This window comes from Streptomyces sp. NBC_00483 (genome assembly GCF_036013745.1).
Lineage (GTDB): Bacteria > Actinomycetota > Actinomycetes > Streptomycetales > Streptomycetaceae > Streptomyces.
In genome coordinates, this window is sequence record NZ_CP107880.1 from 6,616,534 (window position 1) to 6,640,181 (window position 23,648).

The following is a 23,648-nucleotide window of genomic DNA, read 5'->3' on the forward strand; positions in this document are numbered from 1 at the left end:
CACCCGCGTTTGTGGGCGAAGCGAGTTAGCGTCGATACATGAGGCCCCTTATCGCCGCCCTCGCCGCCCCGCTCCTCGCTCTGGGCGCCACCCTCGCGGTGGCGCCACCCGCCTCGGCGGCCACGGACGTGTCCACCGTGGCCGACGCCCTGGAGAAGAGCCCCGTCTACGTCGCGCCCGGCGCGTCCGCCGGACTGACGTCGGACGACGTCGACGCGCTCGAGAACAAGATCAAGGACGCGGACAAGCCGGTGATGGTGGCGGTGCTGCCCGCCGACTTCCCGACGCAGAAGCTGTTCAGTGACCTGCGGGCGAAGACCGGGGTCGTGGGCGTGTACGGGGTCCGCCTCGGCGATCGGTTCGACGCGCGCGCGGACTCTCGGGTGATGTCGCAGCAGTCCGTCAAGAACGCGGTCGACAGCGTTCAGGGCCAGTCGGCCAAGAGCCAGCTCGACGACTTCGTGAGTACGTCGGTCCGTACGGCCAAGGGCTCGGCCCCGTCCGCCTGGGACGCGGGTGGCGGTGACGACGGCGTCTCCGCCGGGCCGCTGATCGGCGTCGGCGCGGTCGTGGTGATCGGCGGAGCCGGTGTGTACGCCCTGAGCAGGCGGAACCGGCGCAGGCGCGAGGAGGAGCAGCGCGAGGCGCTCGACAAGCTGCGGGTCGTGGTGGACGAGGACATCACCGCGTTCGGCGAGGAACTCGACCGGCTCGACTTCCACCCGGCGGAGGCAGGGGCCGACGACGCGATGCGCGCGGACTTCGAGCGGGCCCTCGACGCGTACGAGAAGGCCAAGCAGTACATGGCCGACGCCCAGCGCCCGGACGACGTGCGCGGCGTGACGCAGGCCCTCGAGGACGGCCGGTTCTCGCTCGCTCAGCTCGCCGCGCGCCGTGAGGGCCGCCCGCTGCCCGAGCGCAGGGCGCCCTGCTTCTTCGACCCGCGCCACGGCCCCTCCACCGAGGACGCCGAGTGGACGCCGCCCGGTGGCTCGTCCCGCGAGGTCCCGGTCTGCGCGGCGGACGCGACGCGGCTGCGGGACGGCGAGGACCCGCACGTGCGCACGGTCGACGCGGGGGAGGGGGAGCGCCGCCCGTACTACGAGGCGGGTCCGGCGTACGGCCCGTGGGCCGGCGGCTACTTCGGCGGCGGCATGCTGCCGGGCCTGCTGGTCGGCACGGTGCTCGGCTCCATGCTGGCGAGCCCCGCCTACGCGGCCGACTACGGCGGCGGTGACTTCGGTGGCGGCTTCGACGGCGGCGACGTCTCCGGGTCCGACTTCGACCCGGGAGACTTCGGCGGCGGCTTCGGCGACGGCGGAGGCGGGGGCGACTTCGGTGGCGGCGGCGGAGGCGACTTCGGCGGTGGTTTCTGAGGGCTGCTCCCCCCGCCGCAGGCCGGGGGAGCAGCCCTCAGACCTCGGTGTGCGTCAGCGCGCGGCCCCGGCCGGTCGCCGCCTGCGGCCGAGGAGGATCGCGCCGATGACGAGCAGCAGGCCCGCTCCCGCCGCGCCGAGGCCCCCCAGCCAGATGTCCTGCTCCATGGGGGCGTGCTTCGAGCGCGCGGTGCCGTCGGGCGTGCCCAGGTGTTCCTTGCCGGTGTACTTCACCGGCACCGTCCGGTCCGCCGGGGCGGAGGCGGCGGCGCGCACCGCCGCCGGGGCGTCGAGCGTGCCGTAGCCGACGAGGGCGTTGTGGCCGCCCGTCGGGTGATGGGCCGTCGTGGTGAGCACCGAGCGGACCTGGGCGGGGGTCAGCTTCGGGTGGTCGGCGAGCATGAGGGCGACGACGCCGGACGCGAACGCGCAGGCCGGGGACGTGCCGTCGCCGACCATGGAGCCACCGGCCTTCTTGGCCATGGTGACGTCGACGCCCGGCGCGGCCACCGCGTTGTACGAGCGCACCGTGGAGAAGGCCCCCCGCGCACCTTTCTTGTCGGTCGCCGCCACCGCGATGACGCTGGGGTAACCGGCGGGGTACGCGCCCGTGTTGCCGTTGTCGGCGCTGTTGCCCGAGCTGGCGAGGACGGGGATGCCCTGGCTGACCGCGTGACCGATGCTCTGTGACTCGGCCGAATTGTGCTGCGAGATCATGTTGTTGTCGTCGCCCAGGGAGAGCGAGATGACGTCCGCGCCGTGCTTGACCGCGTAGTCGATGCCCTTGGAGATCGGGCTTGTGCCCTTCTTCGCCTGCTCGTTCTTGTGGTCCGCCTCGTCGATGACCCGGATGGAGAGGACCTGGGCCTGCGGTGCGACCTTGAGGACGGACGACGCCATCGCGGTGCCGTGGCGGCCGAAGGAGTCGCTGTCCTGGCTCGCGCCGTCGCCCACGTAGTCCGGCCCTGTCGTCACCCGGCCCGCGAGCGCCGGGTGGTCCGCGTTGGCGCCCGTGTCCAGGACGGCGACCGTGATGCCCTTGCCCTGGCTGAGCGCGTGCGCGGCCGGCAGGCCGAGCGCGGCCGACTCCCAGCCCGCAGGGACGCCCGGAGCGGCGGACGCGGGGGCTGTGGCCAGGGCGCACAGCAGACCGGTCAGCGCCGTGGTCTTGATGGCCGCGGTGAACATCGTCCTGGTCCTCGTGGTTCGTGTCGTCCTCGTGCGTCGCATGGTCACTTCGCCCCGGCCATCTGCAGATCGCTCAGGTGGTTGATGAACGTGAAGGCGAGGTCCTCCGCGTCGCCCTGCCAGGACTCCCGGTCCTCGATCCCGGCGTTGACGGGCTCGCCGAAGCTGCCGGGCAGATTGGCGACCGACGTGCCGTCCACCGCACCGAGGGTGACCCCGACGGCGTAGGGCATGCTGTCGCCCGAGACCGACGTGAGCTCGGCGGCGCCGCGCCGGTCGTTGGACCACCGGGCGGCGAGGGTGCCCTTCACGGGCAGGACGTTCACCGCGCCCTCGACACCGCCCTGATCCTCGAAGAACTGACGGAGCCGCTTCTTCGCCGAGGTCTCGGCGTCACCGCCGGCCGCGGGCAGCACGACGACGACCACCGTCGCCACCTGGTTGCCCGTCGGGTCCACATAGGTGGCCCGCAGGACGGCCTCGCACTTCAACTCGGCGGCCTTCTTACGGGTCTTGCCGGTCAGCCCCGCCGCGCAGGAGGTGTCGTCGGAGAGCCCCAGGCGACGCCACTCGGCATGCTTGGGGTTCGTGAGCGGACCGTCGTAGCTCGCCCGTCCGCCGACCGTGTCCGGCAGGACGGCGTCGGCGGTCTCGTTGCGCCACAGGACCTTCCCGTAGGAGGTGTTGGCGATCGTCTGTCTGCTGTTGCTGTACGCGTGAGCGGCGAGCGCCCCGCCGCCGAGCAGGAGCGGCACGCCCAGCACGGCGAGCAGCACGCTCGCGACGCCCCGGCCCTTGCCGGACGAGGGAGCAGGGGGCGGGACCGGGCCGCCGGGCGGCATCTGCTGCTGGGGGAAGGAAGGGGGGCCCTGCGGCATGGACGGCTGGCCGGCGGGGGGCCACGGATATCCCTGCGGCGCCTGATATCCCGGGTTGGCGGGGTATCCCTGGCCCGGCGCGGGCTGCTGCGGAGGCTGCGGCGGTTGCTGCCAACCAGCCGACTGCGGCGGCTGGTTGTACGGGTTCGCCGCGCCTGGGTCTCCGGGCGGAGTGGGATAGGACATGGTCCCCCTGTCTCGCACGGGCCGGTGCGGCCCGCCGTGGTGTGCTCCTGTCAGAGCCCGGTGAGCTTATGTCAGCCGACCGCGGAACTTCCGTCACACGTGCGAGGACCTACGGAATCCATGCCGGTCCGGTCGTCACGTACATGGCGAGCCAAGCCTGGTGGCGGTCAGTTGCGGCTCAGTGTCCGTGTCAGGCCCGCCACCACGGTCGTCGTCAGAATCCAGCCGATCGCGATCAGTCCGTACGCCAGCGCCTGCACGCCCACCTGGTCCCAGTGCCAGCCGTCGCGCTGGCCGAGGCCGCCGACGGGGATCATCAGGTCGAGGGTGTACGCGACCGGGTTGAACGGTGCCCCCTCGCCCGGCTTGTTGGCCACGGGCGTGTGCGCATGGAAGACGAGTGAGCCGAGCAGCGTGAGCAGCGCCAGCCAGATCCCGGCGATCCACGGCCGGTACCCGTAGCCGACCGTCACTTCGAGGAGCAGTCCCCACGCCCGCCCGAGCGGACGCTGAGCGCGCCTGCGCTTGCGCTCCCGTACGAGCAGCACGCGCCGCGCCTCGTCGTCGTGGCCCAATCTCCGGTAGTGCGCGGCCAGTTGCTCGTACGACTGCGGGGCGAACACGGGCTGGTGGCGCAGCCAGTCGAGCCGGTTCGTGGTGTCGTCGTGCTGGCTCCCGGCCGTCAACTCCAGCCAGTCGTACGTGAGTCCGTCCAGGCCGAGCGGGCGGTGCCAGGTGTCGGGGCGGTCCTGGATACGGGTCGCACGCGCGTTGCGGAGGTTCACGCCACCTGCGGGCGGCCGCGCGAAGCGCAGGTCGAGTGCCTCCACCTGCATCCCCACACACATCAATGACGATCCCACGCCGAGAAGTTCGGCTCCGTTGAACGACAACAGGTCGTCGATCCGGGCGCCGCGCAGCCGGACCCTGCCGTCGACCCTGCACCCCTCCTGCATACGGACGGTCGACGCCCGCACGTTGTCCCCGTTGAACGCGACCATGTCCGGCTCCGGCATCACGATCCGCGCCCCGCGCAACCAGATCCCACCGGGCAACTCGGCGCCCGGCAGCAGTACTTGGCCGTGCGCGACGAACCCGTTGTCGCAGAACACGCCGCCCTGCATCACGAGCCCGCCCGCGTTCAGGGCGATGCTCTCCGAGGAAGTCAGATGCGCCCCGTCGAGCCGCAGCCCGCCCGCGATGTGCGTGTGGACGAGGTTCACGGCGCCGCGCCGCCCACCGCTGATCGTCGACCTGCGCAGGTCGAGCCGACCGCCAATCTGCGCGGTGGGCGCGACGAACCCGGGCAGCTCGCACTCCGTCACGGTGAACGCGAGCGTGCTCGCACCCTCCAACGTCATCGGTCCGTCGAAGCGGCACCCCTCGAACCGTACGAGCCGCTTGATCTCGGCCCCGTCCAGCGCCAGCGCCCCGCGCACGCGCGCATCGCGCAACACATACGGGTCCGGCCCCGCGTCCGCGTCGAGAATGTCCCGCCGCACCACAGCCGCGTCGACGCTCCGCTCAGGGGCGGGTGTCGACGGCACGGGTGGCGGCATCGGGCTCCTCGGGGTCCGTCCAGCGGCGGGTGCGCGCTCCGCCGGGGGCCGCGCGTGTGACCGCAGCATGCCCTACTTCGGCGGATGGATGCCGTTGGATGACCACCTTGCCCACCCCGCAGGAAAACACGAGTTGGCGGTCACGAAACTCGTGACCGCCTGAACTCGCCGACGCAGTGGGCCGGTTCAGGCCTCCTTGATCGCCGAGATGTCGAAGTTGAGCTTGATCTTGTCGGAGATGAGGACGCCACCGGTCTCGAGCGCGGCGTTCCAGGTGAGGCCCCAGTCCGAGCGGAGGATCTCGGTCTTGCCCTCGAAGCCGACGCGCTCGTTGCCGAACGGGTCCTTCGCGACGCCGTTGAACTCCAGGTCGATGGTGAGCGGCTTGGTGGTGCCGAGGATCGTCAGGTCACCCGTGATGCGGTAGTCGTCGCCGCCCAGGGACTCGGCGGAGGTCGACCGGAAGGTCATCGTCGGGAACTCGTCGATCTTGAAGAAGTCGGCGCTCTTCAGGTGGCCGTCACGGTCCTCGTTACCGGTCGAGATGCTCGCCATCTGCACGTCGAAGGAGGCCGTGGACTTCGCCGGGTCCGAGCCGTCCAGGTGCAGCGAGCCGGTGAAGTCGCTGAAGCTGCCCTTCACGTTCGTCACCATGGCGTGCCGGGCGACGAAGCCGAGCGTGGTGTGAGCGGGGTCGACGGTGTAGTCGCCGGTGACGGCGGCGAGGTCCGGGTTGGCCGGCGCGTCGGCAGCGGCGGTGGCGGGGGTGGTGGCGGACTCGTTCTTGCGGCCGAAGATGCCCATGACGTGCTCCTTGGGGACGGGCGGCACGGGGGGTGCCAGGTGGAGTGATGCGTGATGTTGAACGTTGAACTATCAACTGGTTCGACTGTAGCGCGATGATGTTCAATGTTCAACATCAAACGATGCGTGTTTCCTCGATTACAGCCCGATATGGTCCGGGTCGCCCTTTCGGGTGTGTGCGCGGTGCGCGCCGACGGCGGTGACGGCGGCGGTGACGGCGGCGGTGTGAGGCGGGTCTCAGGGCGCCGCTTTGTGTGACGTCTACAAGGCGGACCCGCGCTGAGCAGTCACTTCGGCCCCCCGGCGGCCGGGTTCTGTTCAGGGCTACCAGGAAAACGGGCCGGAGACTGTACGGAGTCGACGGACGGTTTTCATGGGTGCCTTTCGTAAGGTCACTACATGACCGTTTTGGACGACAGCGCCTCGAACCCTGGGGACGAGCCCACCGACGCCCGTGGACGCGTGGCCGAGCTGCACGCGATCCGTGCGCAGGCACTGGCCGGACCCAGCGAGAAGGCGACCGCGGCCCAGCACGCGAAGGGGAAGCTGACGGCGCGCGAGCGCATCGCGCTGCTCCTCGACGAGGGTTCGTTCAACGAGGTCGAGCAGCTGCGCCGGCACCGGGCCACCGGCTTCGGCCTGGAGGCCAAGAAGCCCCACACCGACGGTGTCATCACCGGTTGGGGCACGGTCGAGGGCCGCACGGTCTTCGTCTACGCGCACGACTTCCGGATCTTCGGTGGCGCGCTGGGTGAGGCCCACGCCACGAAGATCCACAAGATCATGGACATGGCCATCGCGGCCGGCGCGCCCCTGGTCTCGCTCAACGACGGCGCGGGCGCCCGTATCCAGGAGGGCGTCTCCGCCCTCGCCGGCTACGGCGGCATCTTCCAGCGCAACACCCGGGCGTCCGGCGTCATCCCGCAGATCAGCGTGATGCTCGGCCCGTGCGCGGGTGGCGCGGCGTACAGCCCGGCGCTCACGGACTTCGTGTTCATGGTCCGTGACACCTCGCAGATGTTCATCACGGGCCCGGACGTGGTCAAGGCCGTCACGGGCGAGGAGATCACTCAGAACGGGCTCGGTGGCGCCGACGTCCACGCGGAGACGAGCGGCGTCTCGCACTTCGCGTACGACGACGAGGAGACCTGCCTCGCCGAGGTCCGTTACCTGCTCTCGATGCTCCCGCAGAACAACCGGGAGAACCCGCCGACCATCGAGTCCGACGACCCGGCGGAGCGCCGCGGTGACGTCCTGCTCGACCTGGTCCCGGCCGACGGCAACCGCCCGTACGACATGACCAAGGTCATCGAGGAGCTCGTCGACGACGGCGACTACCTGGAGATCCACGAGCGCTGGGCGCGCAACATCATCTGCGCCCTGGCCCGGCTCGACGGCCAGGTCGTCGGCATCGTCGCCAACCAGCCGCAGGCCCTCGCGGGCGTCCTGGACATCGAGGCCTCGGAGAAGGCCGCCCGGTTCGTCCAGATGTGCGATGCTTTTAACATCCCCATCGTGACCCTGCTCGACGTCCCCGGCTTCCTGCCCGGCGTCGACCAGGAGCACGGCGGCATCATCCGGCACGGCGCCAAGCTGCTGTACGCGTACTGCAACGCCACCGTGCCCCGGATCTCGCTGATCCTGCGCAAGGCGTACGGAGGTGCGTACATCGTCATGGACTCCCAGTCCATCGGCGCCGACCTCACCTACGCCTGGCCGACCAACGAGATCGCGGTCATGGGCGCCGAGGGCGCGGCCAACGTGATCTTCCGCCGGCAGATCGCCGAGGCCGAGGACCCCGAGGCGATGCGCCAGAAGATGGTCAAGGAGTACAAGGCCGAGCTGATGCACCCGTACTACGCGGCGGAGCGCGGCCTGGTCGACGACGTGATCGACCCCGCGGAGACGCGTGAGGTGCTGATCAAGTCCCTGGCGATGCTGCGCACCAAGCACGCCGACCTGCCGTCCCGCAAGCACGGCAACCCGCCGCAGTAACCGGCACTAGTCGTAGGAGACCTGCCACATGTCCATGCCTGACATCCGCGTCGAGAAGGGCCACGCCGAGCCGGAGGAGGTCGCGGCCATCACCGCGATCCTGCTGGCCCGTGCCGCCGCCACTCCCGAGGCCCCGGCGCACCACGTCCGGCACAACCGCGCGGGGTGGCGCCGCCTGGAGCGCGAGCCCGGCTTCCGCGCGCCGCACAGCTGGCGCTGACGCACCCGCTCAGCACCTCGAAGCACCGAAGAGGCCCCGTCTCCCGAGAGGAGACGGGGCCTCTTCGTGTGGGCGCCTTGTCCGGCGCGGTCGCCCACGCAGTGAGGGAGCGGACACCCGTATCGTCGACGCGGCGCTGGCGCTGCTGCTGGAGCGCGGCTACGACCGCTTCTCCGTCGACGAGGCCGCCTCGCGGGCGGGCGTCGCGAAGACCACCCTGTACCGCCGCTGGCCCACCAAGGACCATCTCGTGGTGGCCGTGGTCGGACGCTTCCAGGACACCGTGCCGGTCGAGTACGGCGGCGACGTCCGCGCCGACCTCACGCGCTACCTCAACGCGATCGTCGCCGGGCTCGACCGCATGCGGCAGGCCGGCCGCCCCGCCACGTCGGGGGACACTTCCGCCGGTTTGGTCGCCGAGGTCGCCGCCGCGGCCGCCCGCCACCGGGACGTCGGCGAGGCCGTGCAGCCCATGTTCCGGCGCCGCAACGCGCTGGTGCTGACCCTGCTCGAACAGGCTAGGGAGCAGGGCGAGTTGCGCGCGGACCTCGACCCCGAAGTGCTCTTCGACCAGCTCGCCGGCGCGCTCTACTACCGGCTCCTGATCACCGGCCGCCCGCTCGACGCGGCCTATGTCGACCAGCTCGTCACGGACGCCCTGCGCGGCGCCCTGGCCTGACTCCCGCCCCTCGACGTACACCCCTCGACGCACACCCCTCGACGCACACCGCTCGACGCACAGCGCTCGTCAGCACGTCCGTTCGCCACCGACGCGAAAGAGGACCCACGATGGCTGATACGTCACTGACCGCCCCGCAGGCCGGCACCTCCACGGCCTCCTCCCGGCCTACCAGGAGTGGAACCCGTTCATGACCTCGGCGCGAGTGACCTCCTCCGGCGGCCGTCTGACGGAGGGCGCGCGACTGCGGATCGTGATGCACGACTCCGGCGGAGACAGCACCTTCGAGCCGCAGGTCCAAGTCGCCGATGCCGGAGTGGAGTTGCGCTGGCTCGGGAAGATGGGGCCCGGTTGGATCGCCGACGGGCAGCACCGCTTCACCGTCGAACGGCTCGGCCCGCACCGCGTCCGTCTCACCCAGAGCGAACGCTTCACCGGAGTCGCCGTGCCCTTCGCCCAGGGCGTCCTGACGTCCCGGACGCTGCCGCAGTTCCGGGCCATGAACGAGGCGCTGGCCGAACGGGCCGAGGCGCTAGGGTCCTGACCCCCCTGACACGGCGAATGGCCGCACCCGGCAAGGGGTGCGGCCATTCGCCGTGTCAGGGTCGGGCGACTACCGGAGGCGGGCCATGAGGGCGTGCTCCACCAGCGTGATCAGCGTCGACTTGGCGTCCGCGCGGTGGCGGGCGTCCGTCGTGATGATCGGGGTGTCGGGGCCGATCTGGAGGGCCTCGCGGACCTCGTCCGGGTTGTACGGCTGCGCGCCGTCGAAGCCGTTGAGGGCGATGACGAAGGGCAGGCCGGAGTTCTCGAAGTAGTCGACCGCGGGGAAGCAGTCGGCGAGGCGGCGGGTGTCGACGAGGACGACGGCGCCGATCGCGCCGCGCACCAGGTCGTCCCACATGAACCAGAAGCGGTCCTGGCCCGGCGTACCGAAGAGGTACAGGATCAGGTCCTGGTCGAGCGTGATGCGGCCGAAGTCCATGGCGACCGTCGTGGTCGTCTTGTCCCCGGTGTGGGTCAGGTCGTCGATGCCCGCGGACGCGGACGTCATGACGGCCTCGGTGCGCAGCGGGTTGATCTCGGAGACGGCGCCCACGAACGTCGTCTTTCCGACGCCGAAACCACCTGCCACCACGATCTTCGCCGATGTGGTGGAACGGCTTGGAGCAGCCGGCCCTCCGCTAGAGCTTGCGAAGTCCACTGAGCACCCTTTCGAGCAATGTCACGTCTGGCTGGCCGCCGGCGCTCTCGTCGCCGCCGGGCTGATGGATGGCGACCAGTCCCGCCTCCGCGAGGTCGGCGACGAGAATCCTGGCCACACCGAGAGGGATCGTCAGGAGGGCCGAGATCTCGGCCACCGACTTGATCTCTCGGCAGAGAGTGCAGATCCGCTGGTGCTCGGGCAGTTGGCCCTGCAACTGGTGCGGCTGCGCGGTGGTGTGCACCAGCGCCTCGATGGCGAGCTGGTACCGCGGCCTTGTGCGGCCGCCCGTCATGGCGTACGGGCGCACCAGCGGGTTGTTCTTTGCGGCGGGTGCGGGATTCGCGTCGGGGCGCGGCTGCGGCTGCACGGGCTGGATGCGCGGCGCGGGCGGCTGGTCGTAGGGACCGGGCTGCCGGGTCGGTCGGGCGTGGTTCGCCGACGAGGGGGAAGACGGGAAGTTGTACCGGTTCTGGGATCCGTCGTCACCCATGCCCGCCTGGCCCCGCCCCTGGCCGTGGCCGTAGGGCGGCCACTGGGCCGACGAACCGCTCGGGGGTGTTGCTGAACCAGACACGAACTTCCTCCTCCGACTGCGCTGGGCACCATCACTGTGGAGCCGCGTCCCGAAACCTTACGGCCCCGGGACACGAATACGCACTGCCTGTCTGTTAGTTGAGAAGGCTTCCCTGAAGCTCCGCCCGCAGGTCCGGCGTGAGAACCGTGCCCGCCCGGTCGACAAGAAGGGCCATCTCGTACCCAACGAGGCCAATGTCCGCCTCGGGGTGTGCAAGGACGGCGAGAGAAGAGCCGTCGGAGATGGACATGATGAAGAGGAATCCTCGCTCCATCTCCACAACTGTCTGGTTCACCGGGCCGCCTTCGAAGATGCGGGAGGCGCCCGCGGTCAACGAGGTCAGACCCGAGGCGACGGCCGCCAACTGGTCGGCGCGGTCGCGGGGGAACCCTTCGGACATCGCCAGAAGGAGTCCGTCGGCGGAGACCACCACCGTGTGGGACACACCGGGGGTGTTGTCCACGAAGTTGGTGATCAACCAGTTCAGGTTCTGTGCCGCCTGGCTCATCGGGCTCACACTAACGCTCCTGGTTGTAGGTGCTGTCAGGGCCGAAGCCCTGGCCGTTCGTATCACTGCTGCCTTCACTGCGTCCCCGCTGTACGCCGCGACGCAGGTTGCTGAGCCTGCCCCTGACGTCCTCGGGGGCGCGGGAGACCTGTGGGCCGCCCTGCGGCGTCGACTCCGCCGTGCCCTCGACCAGGTTGGCCTTGGGCACCCGGCGCGGAAGTCCGGACGCGGTGACCCCGCCCGCCTTCGGCTTCTTGAGCTGCTCCGCGCGCACCCACCGGGCGTCGTTGGCAGAGCGCCAGTCGGTGTCGTCCTCGGAGCGGGTCTCGGGGGCCTGCTGGGGGGTCGGCGCGGGCTCCTGCGGGGCACCGCCACCGCGCCGCGGCAGACCTGCGTCGGTCAGCGCGTGGGGTGCGGAAGGGGCCGGTCCGGCCGAATCTGCCGAGGGGGTGGCACCGTGTCCGTCGAAGCCTACGCGTTCCCGGTCCGCTGCGGCAGTGCCCGGAGCGGATTCCGCTTCGGTGCCGAACGGGCCCTGGAAATCGGGTCGGTAGGGCTCCCGGAAGGCGTCCTGCGCCTGCCAGTCGGCTCGCTGCGAGGACGGCTCGAAGGGGTTGTACGGCTCCTGCGGGGCTTCCGCATAGCCGTCCTGCGGGGCGTACCCGGAGGCGAACCCGTCCGGCTGTCCGGTGCCGTGGGTGGGCTGTACGGGGACGAACCCGTCGAAACCGTTCTGCTGCCGGTCGTCGAAACCGCCCTGCTGCCGGCCGTCGTAGCCGCCCCGGTGCTCGTCGTAGACGCCCTGCTGCGGATCGTCGTAGCCGAGCTGCCGGCGGTTGTCGTACGGGGCCTGCCGGGTGTCGTACGGGTTCTGCTCCGCGAAGGGCGGACGGTCCTGCTGCGGCTGCTGTGGCTGGAAGTCGTCGCGGAAGAGCGGGCGTTCCTGTTGCGGCTGCCGCTGGTCCTGGACGGGGTCGTCCTGCTGCTGCGCCTCCAGGGCCGCACGGCGCTCCTCACGCATGAGGGAGCGGCCGACCGGGTCCAACTCGCGGGCGTCGTCCGGGATGTCGTACTGGCTGTCGTCGAAGCCGAGTTCGGCGGCCGTGCGCAGCGGGGTGTGCTCGAACGCGGCCTGCTTCGGGATCATCGTCGAGACGGTGAACTCGGAGTCCTCCTGGACCCCGCCGCCACCACCGTGCGTGATCGCCTCGGGCAGCATGACCAGCGACGTCGTACCCGCCTGCTCGCCCGAGGGGCGCAGCTGCACGCGGATGCCGTGCCGGTCCGACAGGCGGCCGACCACGAACAGGCCCATGCGCTGGGAGATCGCGGCGTCCACCGTCGGCGGGTTGGCCAGCTTGTGGTTGATGTCCGCGAAGTCCTCGGCGGTGAGGCCGATGCCCTTGTCGTGGATCTCGATCATGACGCGGCCGTCGGGGAGACGGGTCGCGGTGACGCGGACCTTGGTCTGCGGCGAGGAGAACGTCGTGGCGTTCTCCAGAAGCTCGGCGAGCAGGTGCACGAGGTCGGTGACCGCGCGGCCGTGGATCTCGGCCTCGGGGACGCCGGCCAGCTCGATGCGCTCGTACTGCTCCACCTCGGAGGTCGCGGCGCGCAGCACGTCGACCAGCGGGACCGGCTGGTCCCAGCGGCGGCCGGGCTCCTCGCCCGCGAGCACCAGGAGGTTCTCGCCGTTGCGGCGCATACGGGTCGCGAGGTGGTCCAGGCGGAAGAGGTTCTCCAGCTGGTCCGGGTCGGCCTCGTTGTTCTCCAGGTCGGTGATGAGGGTCAGCTGGCCCTCGATCAGCGACTGGTTGCGGCGCGACAGGTTGGTGAAGATCGCGTTGATGTTGCCCCGGAGCAGCGCCTGCTCGGCGGCGAGCCGGACGGCCTCGCGGTGCACCTGGTCGAAGGCGCGGGCGACCTCGCCGATCTCGTCCGTCGTGACGATCGGGATCGGCTGTACGCGGGTGTCCACCCGGCCCGGCTCGGTGCGCGAGAGCTGGTCGACGAGCATCGGCAGGCGCTGCTCGGCCACGTCGAAGGCGGCGGAGCGCAGCCGGCGCATCGAGCGGGACATCTGCCGGGCCATCTGGCCGGCGATCAGGACGGCGACGAGCAGGGCGATCACGACGGCGGCGCCGATGATGATCGCCTCGCGCTTGGCGTCGGCGGCGATCCCGGAGGCCTCGGTCACGGCCTTGTCCGCGAGATTCGACTCGATCGTGCGATAGGCGTCGAACTTCGCCGTGTTGACCGCCCACCAGTTCTCGGGCGTGACGCCCTTCTGGGCGAGCGCGAGCCTGGCACTCGGCTGGGTGCTGGGCAGGGCCACCACGGCGCCGACCATCTTGGTGTTCTCGGGCGGCGGGATGTACGAGGGGTTCTTGGCCTTGGCCGCGGCGGCCTGCTTGGCGCCGTCGGACTTCAGCCTCTTGATCGTGCCCTGGAGCTTCTGGAGGTCCTCGGCCGTACCGCCGCCCTTGTACTCCTCGATGGCGATGTTCTCGAGGTAGGCGTAGCTGCCGAGCGCGGTGCGCTGACGGGTCAGGTTCGTGGCACCGGGGCCGGGCTTCACCAGGAGGTGCATGCCGATGGACCGCTCCAGCGAGAGCGCCGCCTTGGTCAGCGAGATCGCGTAGACGGTACGGCCGTAGCTGGTGATGTTGCCGGTGCCGAGGCCGAGCTCGTTGGCGAACTCCATCAGCGGGTGCTGGATGGCGACGTAGCCCTCTTCGGTCTGCACGCCGGGCAGCCTGGAGGTGTACGCGGCGGCCCGCAGCTTCTTCAGCTGGGGCTCGACCTTGGTGAACTGCGCCATGCGGCGCTCGAGGCCTTCCTTCTGCGGCATGTTCGCTGCCGCGGCGTGGAACTTCTCGGCGGCGGTGTCCGTGGCCTCGCGGGCCTTGGCGACCTGGGGGTCGTCCGTCTTGCCCTGGAGGAGGGGCGCCGCGGTGCTGTCGCGCTCCTCGATGAGGCGGTTGCCGTACGTCAGCGAGGCCTGCACGAGGCGTGCGGTGCTCTCGGCGTCCTCGGCCTCCTGCCAGGTGTCGATCGAGTTCGACACCTGGAAGCCACCCATGACGAGGCCGACGAGCACGGGTATGAGAAGGATGGCGTTCAGCTTGGTGGGTACACGCCAGTTACGGGGCGACATGCGTCCGCCCGACGACGCCGGCGCCGTGGCCTCGGCCGCCGGCGCGGTCCGCGCCGCGTCGCGCGGGGGCGGGGTGAAGTTGCCCCGCGCCGAGACCGGCTCGGGACTGTTCTTGCTTCGCCTCACTCGACCAACAACCTCTCGGCGTCGGCACCTACGTTGTGCCGCGGTATGTCTCCAGGCCCATTCCTACTGGGCAGTTCAGCGCATTCCAGCACGTCAGGAGGCACACCTCCAAACAGTCGGAAGCGGAAGCTCCGCGTGACGCACACCCCAGATAAAACGGTCATAAAGAGCGAGCCCCGCCAAAAGGCGGGGCTCTTGTGAGCGCAGTGGAACCGGCTGTGCGCGACGTGTGTCGGTGCCCTGGGAATTCTCTTTCGAAACGTTATGAACACCAGGGCCCGGCGTGTCAAAGGCCACAGGGGGCGCCGAATGGGCTACGACAACTGCCGTATGGATCCAGCCACTTGATGACCGAGATCCGACCGTTTTTGACAGGCGCCCGGTTACTTCAAGCGGGCCATGAGGGCATGCTCGACCAGCGTGATCAGACCGCTCTTCGCGTCGGCGCGGTGCCGGGCGTCGGTGGTGATGATCGGGGTGTCCGGGCCGATCTGCAGGGCCTCGCGCACCTCTTCGGGGGCGTACGGCTGGTGCCCGTCGAAGCCGTTGAGGGCGATGACGAAGGGCAGGCCGGAGTTCTCGAAGTAGTCCACGGCCGGGAAGCAGTCGGCGAGGCGGCGGGTGTCGACGAGGACGACGGCGCCGATCGCGCCGCGCACCAGGTCGTCCCACATGAACCAGAAGCGGTCCTGGCCCGGCGTACCGAAGAGGTACAGGATCAGGTCCTGGTCGAGCGTGATGCGGCCGAAGTCCATGGCGACGGTGGTCGTCGTCTTGTCCCCGGTGTGCGTCAGGTCGTCGATCCCGGCGCTCGCCGAGGTCATGACGGCTTCCGTGCGCAGCGGGTTGATCTCGGAGACCGCCCCGACGAACGTGGTCTTGCCGACGCCGAAGCCGCCCGCCACCACGATCTTCGCCGAGGTGGTGGCACGGGCGGTTCCCACGGAACCGTCAGAGCTTGCGAAGTCCACTGAGCACCCTTTCGAGCAGAGTCACGTCCGGCGCACCGCCGTTGGCCTCGTCGCCGCCCGGCTGGTGAATGGCGACGAGCCCGGCCTCGGCCAGGTCCGCGACGAGGATCCGGGCCACGCCGAGCGGCATCGAAAGCAGCGCCGAGACCTCGGCCACCGACTTCACCTCGCGGCACAGGTGGCAGATGCGCTGGTGCTCAGGCAGCAGCGTCACCAGGGCCGCGGGGTCGGCCGTCGTGCTCACCAGCGCCTCGATGGCGAGCTGGTAGCGCGGGCGGGTCCGGCCACCGGTCATCGCGTAGGGGCGGACCAGGGGCTGGTCGCCCTCGAAGCCGTACCCGGCGTGGGCGGTGGCGCCGTACGGGTCGTGTGAGTCGGTGGGCGGGGTCATGGATCCTCCGGGCGGGACGACAAGTGCGGGGGCCTGCCGTCTGAGGGTGGGCCGGTGGGGGGATTGTGACGGCGGAATATCGGGTGTGCGGATTGCGTGCGCTGACTGGATTCCGGGACTGCCGATGAAGCAGACTGCGGGGGTGGCCGGGGTTACCGGCCGTTACGGGCCTCAGTGCAGAAGGCTGCCCTGAAGCTCTGCGCGCAGGTCGGGGGTGAGCACCGAGCCCGCCCGGTCGACCATCAGCGCCATCTCGTAGCCGACGAGGCCGATGTCGCAGTCGGGGTGTGCGAGCACGGCGAGCGACGAGCCGTCCGAGATGGACATGAGGAAGAGAAAGCCGCGCTCCATCTCCACGACCGTCTGATTCACCGGGCCGCCCTCGAAGATCCGGGACGCGCCGGCCGTGAGCGAGGTGAGACCCGACGCCACGGCCGCCAGCTGGTCCGCGCGATCGCGCGGGAACCCCTCGGACATCGCGAGCAGCAGCCCGTCCGCGGACACCACGACCGTGTGCGAGACACCCGGCGTGTTGTCCACGAAGTTCGTGATCAACCAGTTCAGGTTCTGTGCCGCCTGGCTCATCTGGCTCAACTAACGCTCCTGCTGGTGAGTGGGGCGGGGGTAGCTGCCGGTGTTTCCGGCCTGCCGCCCCTGCTGAATGCCCCGACGGAGATTGGTCAGCCGACCGCGCACCTCGTCGGGCGCGCGCGAGACCTGAGGACCGGTCTGAGTCTGCTGCTCCTGAGCGGTGCCCGCCACCAGGTTCGCCCTCGGCACACGGCGGGGCAGACCGGAGTGGGTGACGCCGCCCGCGGCGGGCTTGCGCACCCGCTCGGCCTGGCGCATCAGGTCGTCGTTGGGGGACTGCCGCCAGTTGGCCTCGGCCGGGTCCTGGGACGCGGCGGGGCGCGACGGGGCGGCCGAGGGGGCCTGGCCCTGCTGCTGCCGCTGCGGGAGACCCTGATCGAGGCGCCCGTTCGGCGACTGCATGCCCTGGCTGCGGCCCTGACCGTTCTGGTTCCGACCGTTCTGACCCTGGCCCTGGCCCTGGCCCTGGCCTTGGTTCTGACCCTGGCTCTGGCCGTTCTGGCCGTGGAACCAGTTCGTCTCCAGGTTGTCGTACAGCGGCGTACGGCCGTCCCCGCCCGAGTTGTCGCCCGGCGGCAGGAAGTCCTCCTGCGAGGGCTGCGCCGGGATGCCCTGGTCCTGACCGCCGTTGCGCTGAGGCGGCTTCGGGGGCGTGAACTCGAACTGGCCGGTCGCCGAGCGGCCCTGGGGCTGCGCGTACTGGCCGGTGTTCGCCGGGTCGCTCGGCGGACGGTTGTACTGGCCGGTGTCGGCCGGGTCCTGGGAGCGCGGGAACTGGCCGGTGCCGGACGAGGGGTCCTGCGGGCGGGGGAAGCCGCCGCTGTCGGACGGGCCCTGCGGCTGGTTGAACCGGCCGGTGGCCGACGGATCCTGAACACGCGGGAACTGAGCGGTGCTCGACGGCTCCTGCGGGTTCTGGAACTGACCGGTGGCCGACGGGTCGCCCTGCGCCTGGTTGTACTGGCCGGTGTTCGCCGGGTCCTGGGAGCGCGGGAACTGGCCGGTGCCGGACGAGGGGTCCTGCGGGCGCGGGAAGCCGCCGCTGTCCGTCGGACCCTGCGGCTGCGCGAACCGGCCGGTGGCCGACGGGTCGCCCTGCTGCCGGCCGTACTGACCGGTGGCGGACGGGTCCTGGACGCGCGGGAACCGGTCGGTGCTCGGGTCCTGCGGGCGCTGGTGCCGGCCGGTGCTCGACGGGCCGCCCTGCTGCTGGTTGAACTGGCCGGTGGCGGACGGGTCCTGACGGTCCGTGAAGCCGCCGTCCCGGAAGCCGCTCGCCGCGTCGGGCCCGCCGGTGTTGCCGTCACGCGGGCCGAAGACGTCGGAGCGGACGAACTGGCCGGAGTCCTGCGCCGGGCCGTGACCACCCTGCTGGGGCGGGCCCTGGCGGTCGTCGCGGACGCGTGGGAACGGGGCCGTGGTGTCCGGCTCGTCGTGACCGCGCGGAGCGTCCAGGTTCGGCTGCGCGTTCTCGTCGCTCCAACTCGGCGTACGGGGCTGCGGGTTGCCGCCCGGCAGCTCGGCACGCGGGCCACCGCCGCGCGGGGGCAGCATCGGGCGCCGGCCCCGCGGCTCGTTGGGGTCGCTGTGGGTGCGCTGCTGCGGCGGCACGGGGCCGCCGGGAGCCTGCCCCTTGCCGAACGCGTCGGGAGCGGAAGGACCGGAGGGGGCCGAGGGGCCCGAAGGACCGTTGGCACCGGAATTGGCCGGCGCCTGCGGGCCACCGCCGCGCCCGGGCAGCGCCGCACGCGGCCCACCCGTACCGGCACCGACCTGCGGCCGCCCACCGGGAGCACCGGAGCCGCCCCCGAGGAGACCAGGAGGACCACCGGCGTTGCCGGGCGCCTGGCCGCGCCGCGCGGCGGCGACACCGGCCGCGGCCTGCGCGGCGGCCGGACCACCGGAACCACCGGGGCCGCCCTTGCCGGAAGGCTTCTTGCCGCCCTGCGCGACATCCACGGGGAGCATGACCAGCGCGGTCGTACCACCGGAGTCGGAGGGGCGGAGCTGGATGCGGATGCCGTGGCGCTGCGACAGCCGACCGACCACGAACAGACCCATGCGGCGGGACACCGAGACGTCCACGGTGGGCGGCGCCGCCAGGCGCTCGTTGATCGCGGCGAGGTCCTCGGGCGAGAGGCCGATGCCGGTGTCGTGGATCTCGACGAGCACCCGCCCGTCGGGCAGCGCGTGACCGGTCACCTTCACCTTGGTCTGCGGCGAGGAGAACGAGGTCGCGTTCTCGAGCAGCTCGGCGAGCAGGTGCACGAGGTCGTTGACCACGCGGCCGGCGACTTCGGTCGCGGGCACGGCGGCCAGCTCGATGCGCTCGTACTGCTCCACCTCGGACGCGGCGGCACGCAGCACGTCGACGAGCGGCACGGGCCGCGTCCAGCGACGACCGGGCTCCTCACCGGCGAGAACGAGGAGGTTCTCACCGTTACGGCGCATGCGGGTCGCGAGGTGGTCGAGCTTGAACAGCGACGACAGCTGGTCCGGGTCGGCCTCGCGGGACTCCAGCTCGGAGATGAGCGACAGCTGACGCTGGATGAGGCCCTGCGAACGGCGCGAGAGGTTGGTGAACATCGCGTTGACGTTGCCTCGCAGGAGGGCCTGCTCGGCGGCGAGACGCACGGCCTCGCGGTGCACGTCGTCGAAGGCCGCGGCCACCTTGCCGATCTCGTCGCGCGAGTGCACGCCGACCGACTCCACGGACGTGTCGATGTCCTGGGGGTCGGACTCGGACAGCTCGCGGACCAGCTCGGGCAGGCGGTCCTGGGCGACCTTGGTCGCGGTGTCCTGGAGCCGGCGCAGCGAGCGGATCATGGACCGGGCCACGACGAAGGCGCCGACGAGCGAGACGCCGAGCACGAGCAGGATCAGCGCACCGTTGATGATGGCCGAGCGCTCGGAGGCGTTGCGCAGCTCGCGGGCCTGCTGCTCCATCTGGTTGAGCAGCGTCAGCTCGATCTTGGACATTTCCTGGACGCGCGTGGTGTCCGCGTCGACCCAGTCCTTGTACGAGCGCTTGTCCTGCGACTTGATGCCGTCGGACTTCTGCAGCACACGGTTCGCGTAGGTGTCCGCGGCCTTGATCGTGGAGTTGTTCTCCTCGATCGGCTTCAGCAGCTCCTGCGCGGGCACGGCGCCGTAGACGGCCTTGAACGACTGGATCTGCGATTCCTGGTTCTCGGCTGCCGCGAGACCGTACTGCCGGTCGGTCTCCGAGAGCTTGCCGAACCGGGAGCTGTTGGGCGGCAGGGCGGCCGCGATGATGGCGCGCTGCTCGGAGGCGTACTCCTTGGCGGAGGAGAAGGCCGAGAGGGCGCGCGTGCGCTGAATCATCTCGGGGCTGCTGGTCGCCTGCGCCATGTCCGTGGACAGGGAGAGCAGCTCGTCGATGATGCGGGCGTAGGAGTCGACGGTCTGCGAGGAGTTCGACCGGTCCTCGTACGCCCCCTGCCGGATCTTGTTGAGGTTGATCAGCTCGTGGGCGATCTGCACCGCGTGCTCTCGCACACCGTTGAGGCTGCCGGTCTCGCCATCGGCCTTGATGTCGGTGGTGCTCTGCAGGAACGTGTCCTGGGCGCGGTCGGTCTTCTCCCGCGTCGACTTGACGTTGAAGTCGCTCGTCGAGGAGCCGTTGGACAGCGGGCCCGCCGCCTGGTCGCGCTCCTCCTGGAGCGCCGACGCCAGCTCGGTGGCCTGCTTGGTCATCTCGGTCAGCAGCTTCATGTTGTCGAGCTGCTGGATGTCGTTCAGGGACTCGGCGATCCGCAGCGCGCCCAGCGAGGTCGCCGCGACCACGGGCAGCGCGAGCAGCGAGACGAGACGCGTCGAGATGCGCCAGTTGCGCAGCGCCATCCGCGAACCGGGCCCCGTGGGGCCCTTGGGCTTCGCCGAGGACTGCGTGCCCGAGCCGGAACCGCCGCTCCTGCCGTCGGCCTCCGAGGTGTCGACGGACGCGGTGCGTCCCGGGTTCTGGGCGTGCGGGGGCCGGGTGCCGCCGGCTGTCGGGCCGGTCCCGCCGCGCGGCTCCGGCTCCGCCGCAGCGCTGCCATCCCTGTTCTTACGTCCCTGCACTAGCGTCGCAACCTCTGGACCAGGCGCCCCGCCCGTATACACGGACAAGACGGTGTCGGCGTCGTTCGGGGGGCGACCTGAAACGTCCCCCTTGGTCGTGAGTGACCGGCGCTGGCTCCCCTCTCCGCCGCTGCTCGGCGCTGTTTTGCGCCCGTGCGCGCCGGTTCTGTACCTGCGGCGGTCCACGCGATTCCAGCACAGTGCAGGATCTCCAACAAGGCCCGAGGGGACTGCCGCACCCTGTGTGACACGGCGTAAGAGGAGAGTCACGGGTCGTGCAACTCGACCTGCCCCAACCCGGTCATTGCGGGACTTTCCGTGTACGCCAGGGGGGTGTCCCGACCGTCGTGATCGCGAGCGGAATAGTGGCTTCAGTCGCGTAATGTCCGTTTCGCGGGCGGGAGTTGGCGGCCCGAAGTGCCCTATTTGCGAGGTACCCCGTGAGCAAACTCACATGCGGGTGATCGCAACTTCCCGGCTTTCGGCGGGAATCAGATGTTTAGCCTGACGTTGAAAAGGGATGGCCCACAAGACTCACCAGACTACGGAGAAGGTTCCAGAGCGCAGTCATGACGAAGACGATGATGTTCCAGAACATTGCCAACCCCCGGCGCACGACGCTGGCGCACCTCGCGGACGCCGAAGAGATCCAGGCCGCGCCGGCCGTCCCGGAACACGCGGCGACGCTCCCCACGAACACGGCCAACCCGAGGCGCACGATCCTGATGGTGGCTCCGGAGACCGCCCCGGCGGCGTAACAACCGGGCCGACGGCGTCCTCCCCACCGCGTTAGCCTGGGTCGGTCACATCCCACCCGGGCCAACGTCAGAAAAAGGGGCGCAGCAGGCCGTGCGCATCGCCAGATTCTCCATCGACGGGAACGTCGCCTTCGGCGCGGTCGAGGGCGACAAGCCAGACGAGCTCGTCCTCGACATCATCAAGGGCATCCCGTTCGCGGACTTCGAACTCTCCGGTACGAAGGTCCCGGTCAGCAAGGTCCGGCTGCTGCCCCCCGTGCTCCCGAACAAGGTGATCGCCTTCGGCCGCAACTACGCGGAGCACGCGAAGGAACTGGGCAACGAGGTCCCGGACACCCCCTTCGCCTTCTTCAAGCCGTCGACGTCGGTGATCGGACCGGACGCCGAGATCCAGTACCCCAACTTCTCGCAGGAGCTCCACCACGAGGCGGAGCTCGCGGTCGTCATCGGCCGCATGTGCCGCGAGGTCCCGCGCGAGCGCGTCAAGGACGTCGTCTTCGGCTACACGGCCGCCAACGACGTCACCGCGCGCGACGTACAGAAGCGCGAGAAGCAGTGGGCGCGGGCCAAGGGCTTCGACACGTCCTGCCCGCTGGGCCCCTGGGTCGAGACCGACCTCTCCCTGGAGCAGGCCTCCGACCTCACGATCCAGTGCACGGTCAACGGCCAGCAGCGTCAGCTCGGCCGCACGTCGCAGATGATCACGTCCATCGAGGACCTGATCGTCAACATCTCCGAGGCCATGACGCTGCTCCCCGGCGACGTCATCCTCACGGGCACCCCGGAAGGGGTCGGCCCGCTCAGCGTCGGCGACGAGGTCGCCGTCAGCATCGAAGGCATCGGCACTCTCACCAACAAGGTTGTCAAGCGTGGCTAGCGCACCCGTACGCGTCCGTTTCTGCCCCTCGCCCACCGGTAACCCCCACGTGGGCCTGGTCCGCACCGCCCTGTTCAACTGGGCCTTCGCGCGCCACAACCAGGGCACCCTGGTCTTCCGCATCGAGGACACCGACGCGGCCCGCGACAGCGAGGAGTCGTACGAGCAGCTCCTCGACGCGATGCGCTGGCTCGGCTTCGACTGGGACGAGGGCCCGGAGGTCGGCGGCCCGCACGCGCCGTACCGCCAGTCCCAGCGGATGGACATCTACAAGGACGTCGCCGACAAGCTCGTCGAGGCCGGCCGGGCCTACCCCTGCTACTGCTCCACCGAGGAGCTGGACGAGCGCCGCGATGCCGCCCGCGCCGCAGGCAAGCCCTCCGGCTACGACGGCCACTGCCGCGACCTCACCGCCGAGCAGAAGGCCGCGTACGAGGCCGAGGGCCGCAAGCCCATCGTCCGCTTCCGCATGCCCGACGAGCGGATCACGTTCAACGACCTGGTCCGCGGCGAGATCTCGTACGAGCCGGAGAACGTCCCGGACTACGGCATCGTCCGTGCCAACGGCGCTCCGCTCTACACGCTCGTCAACCCGGTCGACGACGCCCTGATGGAGATCACCCACGTCCTGCGCGGCGAGGACCTGCTCTCCTCCACCCCGCGCCAGATCGCCCTCTACTGGGCGCTCAAGGACCTGGGGCTCGCCAAGCTGGTGCCCGAGTTCGGCCACCTCCCGTACGTCATGGGCGAGGGCAACAAGAAGCTGTCGAAGCGCGACCCGCAGAGCAGCCTCAACCTCTACCGCGAGCGCGGCTTCCTCCCGGAGGGCCTGCTCAACTACCTCTCGCTCCTCGGCTGGTCCCTCTCCGCCGACCGCGACATCTTCTCCATCGAAGAGATGGTCGCGGCCTTCGACGTCAAGGACGTCCAGCCGAACCCGGCCCGCTTCGACCTCAAGAAGTGCGAGTCGATCAACGGCGACCACATCCGCCTGCTCGACCCCAAGGAGTTCGCGGCCCGCTGCGAGCCCTGGCTGAAGGCTCCCGTCGCCCCGTGGGCCCCCGAGGACTTCGACGAGGCGAAGTGGGCGGCGATCGCCCCCCACGCCCAGACCCGCCTCAAGGTCCTCTCCGAGATCACGGACAACGTGGACTTCCTCTTCCTCTCCGAGCCGGTCTTCGACGAGGCGAGCTGGACGAAGGCCATGAAGGAGGGCTCCGACGCGCTCCTGAGGACGGCCCGCGAGAAGCTGGACGCCGCCGACTGGAACTCGCCCGAGTCCCTCAAGGAGGCCGTCCTGGCCGCCGGCGAGGCCCACGGCCTGAAGCTCGGCAAGGCCCAGGCCCCGGTCCGGGTGGCCGTCACCGGCCGCACCATCGGCCTGCCCCTCTTCGAGTCCCTCGAGATCCTGGGCAAGGAGACGACCTTCGCCCGCATCGACGCGGCCCTGGCAAAGCTCACCGCGTAACCACGCGCGCGTAGCCCGCTGCGTCGCGTGTAGACCCTGAAAGACCCGGAAG

General features: G+C 70.5%; 20 protein-coding genes and 1 pseudogene. 9 read left to right on the plus strand and 12 right to left on the minus strand.

Annotation, left to right across the window (positions count from 1 at the left end):
* Nucleotides 1-38 precede the first annotated feature (38 nt).
* Nucleotides 39-1,376, plus strand: a complete 1,338-nt coding sequence (locus tag OHA73_RS29770; RefSeq protein ID WP_327656570.1) for a hypothetical protein — start codon at nucleotides 39-41, stop codon at nucleotides 1,374-1,376.
* A gap of 54 nt (nucleotides 1,377-1,430) precedes the next feature.
* Here the strand turns inward: OHA73_RS29770 and OHA73_RS29775 are convergent, their stop codons facing one another.
* The 4 genes from OHA73_RS29775 to OHA73_RS29790 form a co-directional block, all read right to left on the minus strand.
* Entirely contained in the window at nucleotides 1,431-2,564 is a 1,134-nt protein-coding gene (locus OHA73_RS29775; RefSeq protein WP_327656571.1) for a S8 family serine peptidase, read from the minus strand.
* Between the two features lie 44 nt (nucleotides 2,565-2,608).
* Nucleotides 2,609-3,442: a hypothetical protein gene (locus OHA73_RS29780; protein WP_327656572.1), complete on the minus strand. Its 834-nt coding sequence runs from the start codon at nucleotides 3,440-3,442 to the stop codon at nucleotides 2,609-2,611.
* Nucleotides 3,443-3,795: 353 nt separating this feature from the next.
* Nucleotides 3,796-5,187, minus strand: coding sequence for an oxidoreductase (locus OHA73_RS29785; protein WP_327656573.1), 1,392 nt, complete (start codon nucleotides 5,185-5,187; stop codon nucleotides 3,796-3,798).
* A gap of 186 nt (nucleotides 5,188-5,373) precedes the next feature.
* Nucleotides 5,374-5,991 (minus strand): YceI family protein, encoded by a 618-nt coding sequence (locus OHA73_RS29790; RefSeq protein WP_266714469.1) that lies wholly within the window; start codon nucleotides 5,989-5,991, stop codon nucleotides 5,374-5,376.
* 399 nt (nucleotides 5,992-6,390) lie between these two features.
* Here OHA73_RS29790 and OHA73_RS29795 point away from each other — a divergent pair, with 399 nt between their 5' ends.
* The 5 genes and pseudogenes from OHA73_RS29795 to OHA73_RS29810 all read left to right on the plus strand — a co-directional run bounded on the left by OHA73_RS29795 (nucleotide 6,391) and on the right by OHA73_RS29810 (nucleotide 9,429).
* The gene (locus OHA73_RS29795) at nucleotides 6,391-7,986 is read left to right on the plus strand and encodes an acyl-CoA carboxylase subunit beta (protein ID WP_266714471.1); all 1,596 of its coding nucleotides are present in this window, start codon (nucleotides 6,391-6,393) and stop codon (nucleotides 7,984-7,986) included.
* 28 nt (nucleotides 7,987-8,014) lie between these two features.
* The gene (locus OHA73_RS29800) at nucleotides 8,015-8,206 is read left to right on the plus strand and encodes an acyl-CoA carboxylase subunit epsilon (RefSeq protein WP_267069119.1); all 192 of its coding nucleotides are present in this window, start codon (nucleotides 8,015-8,017) and stop codon (nucleotides 8,204-8,206) included.
* 121 nt (nucleotides 8,207-8,327) lie between these two features.
* Nucleotides 8,328-8,456 (plus strand): annotated as a pseudogene (locus OHA73_RS45790) (helix-turn-helix domain-containing protein); the annotation flags it as partial.
* Nucleotides 8,457-8,885, plus strand: coding sequence for a TetR-like C-terminal domain-containing protein (locus tag OHA73_RS29805; protein WP_327656574.1), 429 nt, complete (start codon nucleotides 8,457-8,459; stop codon nucleotides 8,883-8,885). It begins immediately after the preceding pseudogene.
* Nucleotides 8,886-9,075: 190 nt separating this feature from the next.
* The gene (locus tag OHA73_RS29810) at nucleotides 9,076-9,429 is read left to right on the plus strand and encodes an SRPBCC domain-containing protein (RefSeq protein ID WP_327656575.1); all 354 of its coding nucleotides are present in this window, start codon (nucleotides 9,076-9,078) and stop codon (nucleotides 9,427-9,429) included.
* A gap of 69 nt (nucleotides 9,430-9,498) precedes the next feature.
* Here the strand turns inward: OHA73_RS29810 and OHA73_RS29815 are convergent, their stop codons facing one another.
* The 8 genes from OHA73_RS29815 to OHA73_RS29850 form a co-directional block, all read right to left on the minus strand.
* On the minus strand, nucleotides 9,499-10,089 hold the full coding sequence (locus tag OHA73_RS29815; protein WP_266714479.1) for a GTP-binding protein: 591 nt from the start codon (nucleotides 10,087-10,089) through the stop codon (nucleotides 9,499-9,501).
* Nucleotides 10,070-10,666: a DUF742 domain-containing protein gene (locus tag OHA73_RS29820; RefSeq protein ID WP_443063146.1), complete on the minus strand. Its 597-nt coding sequence runs from the start codon at nucleotides 10,664-10,666 to the stop codon at nucleotides 10,070-10,072. Before OHA73_RS29820 ends, OHA73_RS29815 begins: the two co-directional genes overlap by 20 nt.
* A 94-nt stretch (nucleotides 10,667-10,760) precedes the next feature.
* The gene (locus tag OHA73_RS29825; RefSeq protein ID WP_266714481.1) at nucleotides 10,761-11,174 is read right to left on the minus strand and encodes a roadblock/LC7 domain-containing protein; all 414 of its coding nucleotides are present in this window, start codon (nucleotides 11,172-11,174) and stop codon (nucleotides 10,761-10,763) included.
* Nucleotides 11,175-11,184: 10 nt separating this feature from the next.
* Nucleotides 11,185-14,457 carry a sensor histidine kinase gene (locus tag OHA73_RS29830; protein ID WP_327656576.1) on the minus strand — a complete coding sequence of 1,091 codons (3,273 nt, stop codon included), beginning with the start codon at nucleotides 14,455-14,457 and terminating at the stop codon, nucleotides 11,185-11,187.
* Between the two features lie 383 nt (nucleotides 14,458-14,840).
* Complete coding sequence (locus OHA73_RS29835; RefSeq protein WP_266714485.1) at nucleotides 14,841-15,428, minus strand: GTP-binding protein; 588 nt, start codon at nucleotides 15,426-15,428, stop codon at nucleotides 14,841-14,843.
* Nucleotides 15,409-15,819 (minus strand): DUF742 domain-containing protein, encoded by a 411-nt coding sequence (locus tag OHA73_RS29840; RefSeq protein WP_266714487.1) that lies wholly within the window; start codon nucleotides 15,817-15,819, stop codon nucleotides 15,409-15,411. Before OHA73_RS29840 ends, OHA73_RS29835 begins: the two co-directional genes overlap by 20 nt.
* 171 nt (nucleotides 15,820-15,990) lie before the next feature.
* The gene (locus OHA73_RS29845; protein WP_266718905.1) at nucleotides 15,991-16,404 is read right to left on the minus strand and encodes a roadblock/LC7 domain-containing protein; all 414 of its coding nucleotides are present in this window, start codon (nucleotides 16,402-16,404) and stop codon (nucleotides 15,991-15,993) included.
* A 9-nt stretch (nucleotides 16,405-16,413) separates the two neighbouring features.
* Nucleotides 16,414-20,493, minus strand: a complete 4,080-nt coding sequence (locus OHA73_RS29850; protein WP_327656577.1) for a sensor histidine kinase — start codon at nucleotides 20,491-20,493, stop codon at nucleotides 16,414-16,416.
* A gap of 569 nt (nucleotides 20,494-21,062) precedes the next feature.
* Between OHA73_RS29850 and OHA73_RS29855 the strand changes: the two genes are divergently transcribed.
* The 3 genes from OHA73_RS29855 (at nucleotide 21,063) to gltX (ending at nucleotide 23,596) form a co-directional block, all read left to right on the plus strand.
* The gene (locus OHA73_RS29855; protein ID WP_327656578.1) at nucleotides 21,063-21,251 is read left to right on the plus strand and encodes a hypothetical protein; all 189 of its coding nucleotides are present in this window, start codon (nucleotides 21,063-21,065) and stop codon (nucleotides 21,249-21,251) included.
* Nucleotides 21,252-21,342: 91 nt separating this feature from the next.
* On the plus strand, nucleotides 21,343-22,128 hold the full coding sequence (locus OHA73_RS29860; RefSeq protein ID WP_266714493.1) for a fumarylacetoacetate hydrolase family protein: 786 nt from the start codon (nucleotides 21,343-21,345) through the stop codon (nucleotides 22,126-22,128).
* Nucleotides 22,112-23,596 carry a glutamate--tRNA ligase gene (gene gltX / locus OHA73_RS29865; protein WP_266714495.1) on the plus strand — a complete coding sequence of 495 codons (1,485 nt, stop codon included), beginning with the start codon at nucleotides 22,112-22,114 and terminating at the stop codon, nucleotides 23,594-23,596. The genes OHA73_RS29860 and gltX overlap by 17 nt, the downstream gene beginning before the upstream one ends.
* The last annotated feature ends 52 nt before the right edge of the window (nucleotides 23,597-23,648 follow it).

Bases quoted from the DNA above. Each gene is read 5' to 3' on its own strand.
- OHA73_RS29770 (WP_327656570.1), top strand. From the start codon at position 39: ATGAGGCCCCTTATCGCCGCCCTCGCCGCCCCGCTCCTCGCTCTGGGC.
- OHA73_RS29810 (WP_327656575.1), top strand. From the start codon at position 9,076: ATGACCTCGGCGCGAGTGACCTCCTCCGGCGGCCGTCTGACGGAGGGC.
- OHA73_RS29775 (WP_327656571.1), bottom strand. From the start codon at position 2,564: ATGTTCACCGCGGCCATCAAGACCACGGCGCTGACCGGTCTGCTGTGC.
- OHA73_RS29845 (WP_266718905.1), bottom strand. From the start codon at position 16,404: ATGAGCCAGGCGGCACAGAACCTGAACTGGTTGATCACGAACTTCGTG.
- OHA73_RS29790 (WP_266714469.1), bottom strand. From the start codon at position 5,991: ATGGGCATCTTCGGCCGCAAGAACGAGTCCGCCACCACCCCCGCCACC.
- OHA73_RS29840 (WP_266714487.1), bottom strand. From the start codon at position 15,819: ATGACCCCGCCCACCGACTCACACGACCCGTACGGCGCCACCGCCCAC.
- OHA73_RS29780 (WP_327656572.1), bottom strand. From the start codon at position 3,442: ATGCCGCAGGGCCCCCCTTCCTTCCCCCAGCAGCAGATGCCGCCCGGC.
- OHA73_RS29855 (WP_327656578.1), top strand. From the start codon at position 21,063: ATGACGAAGACGATGATGTTCCAGAACATTGCCAACCCCCGGCGCACG.
- OHA73_RS29795 (WP_266714471.1), top strand. From the start codon at position 6,391: ATGACCGTTTTGGACGACAGCGCCTCGAACCCTGGGGACGAGCCCACC.
- OHA73_RS29825 (WP_266714481.1), bottom strand. From the start codon at position 11,174: ATGAGCCAGGCGGCACAGAACCTGAACTGGTTGATCACCAACTTCGTG.
- OHA73_RS29800 (WP_267069119.1), top strand. From the start codon at position 8,015: ATGTCCATGCCTGACATCCGCGTCGAGAAGGGCCACGCCGAGCCGGAG.
- OHA73_RS29785 (WP_327656573.1), bottom strand. From the start codon at position 5,187: ATGCCGCCACCCGTGCCGTCGACACCCGCCCCTGAGCGGAGCGTCGAC.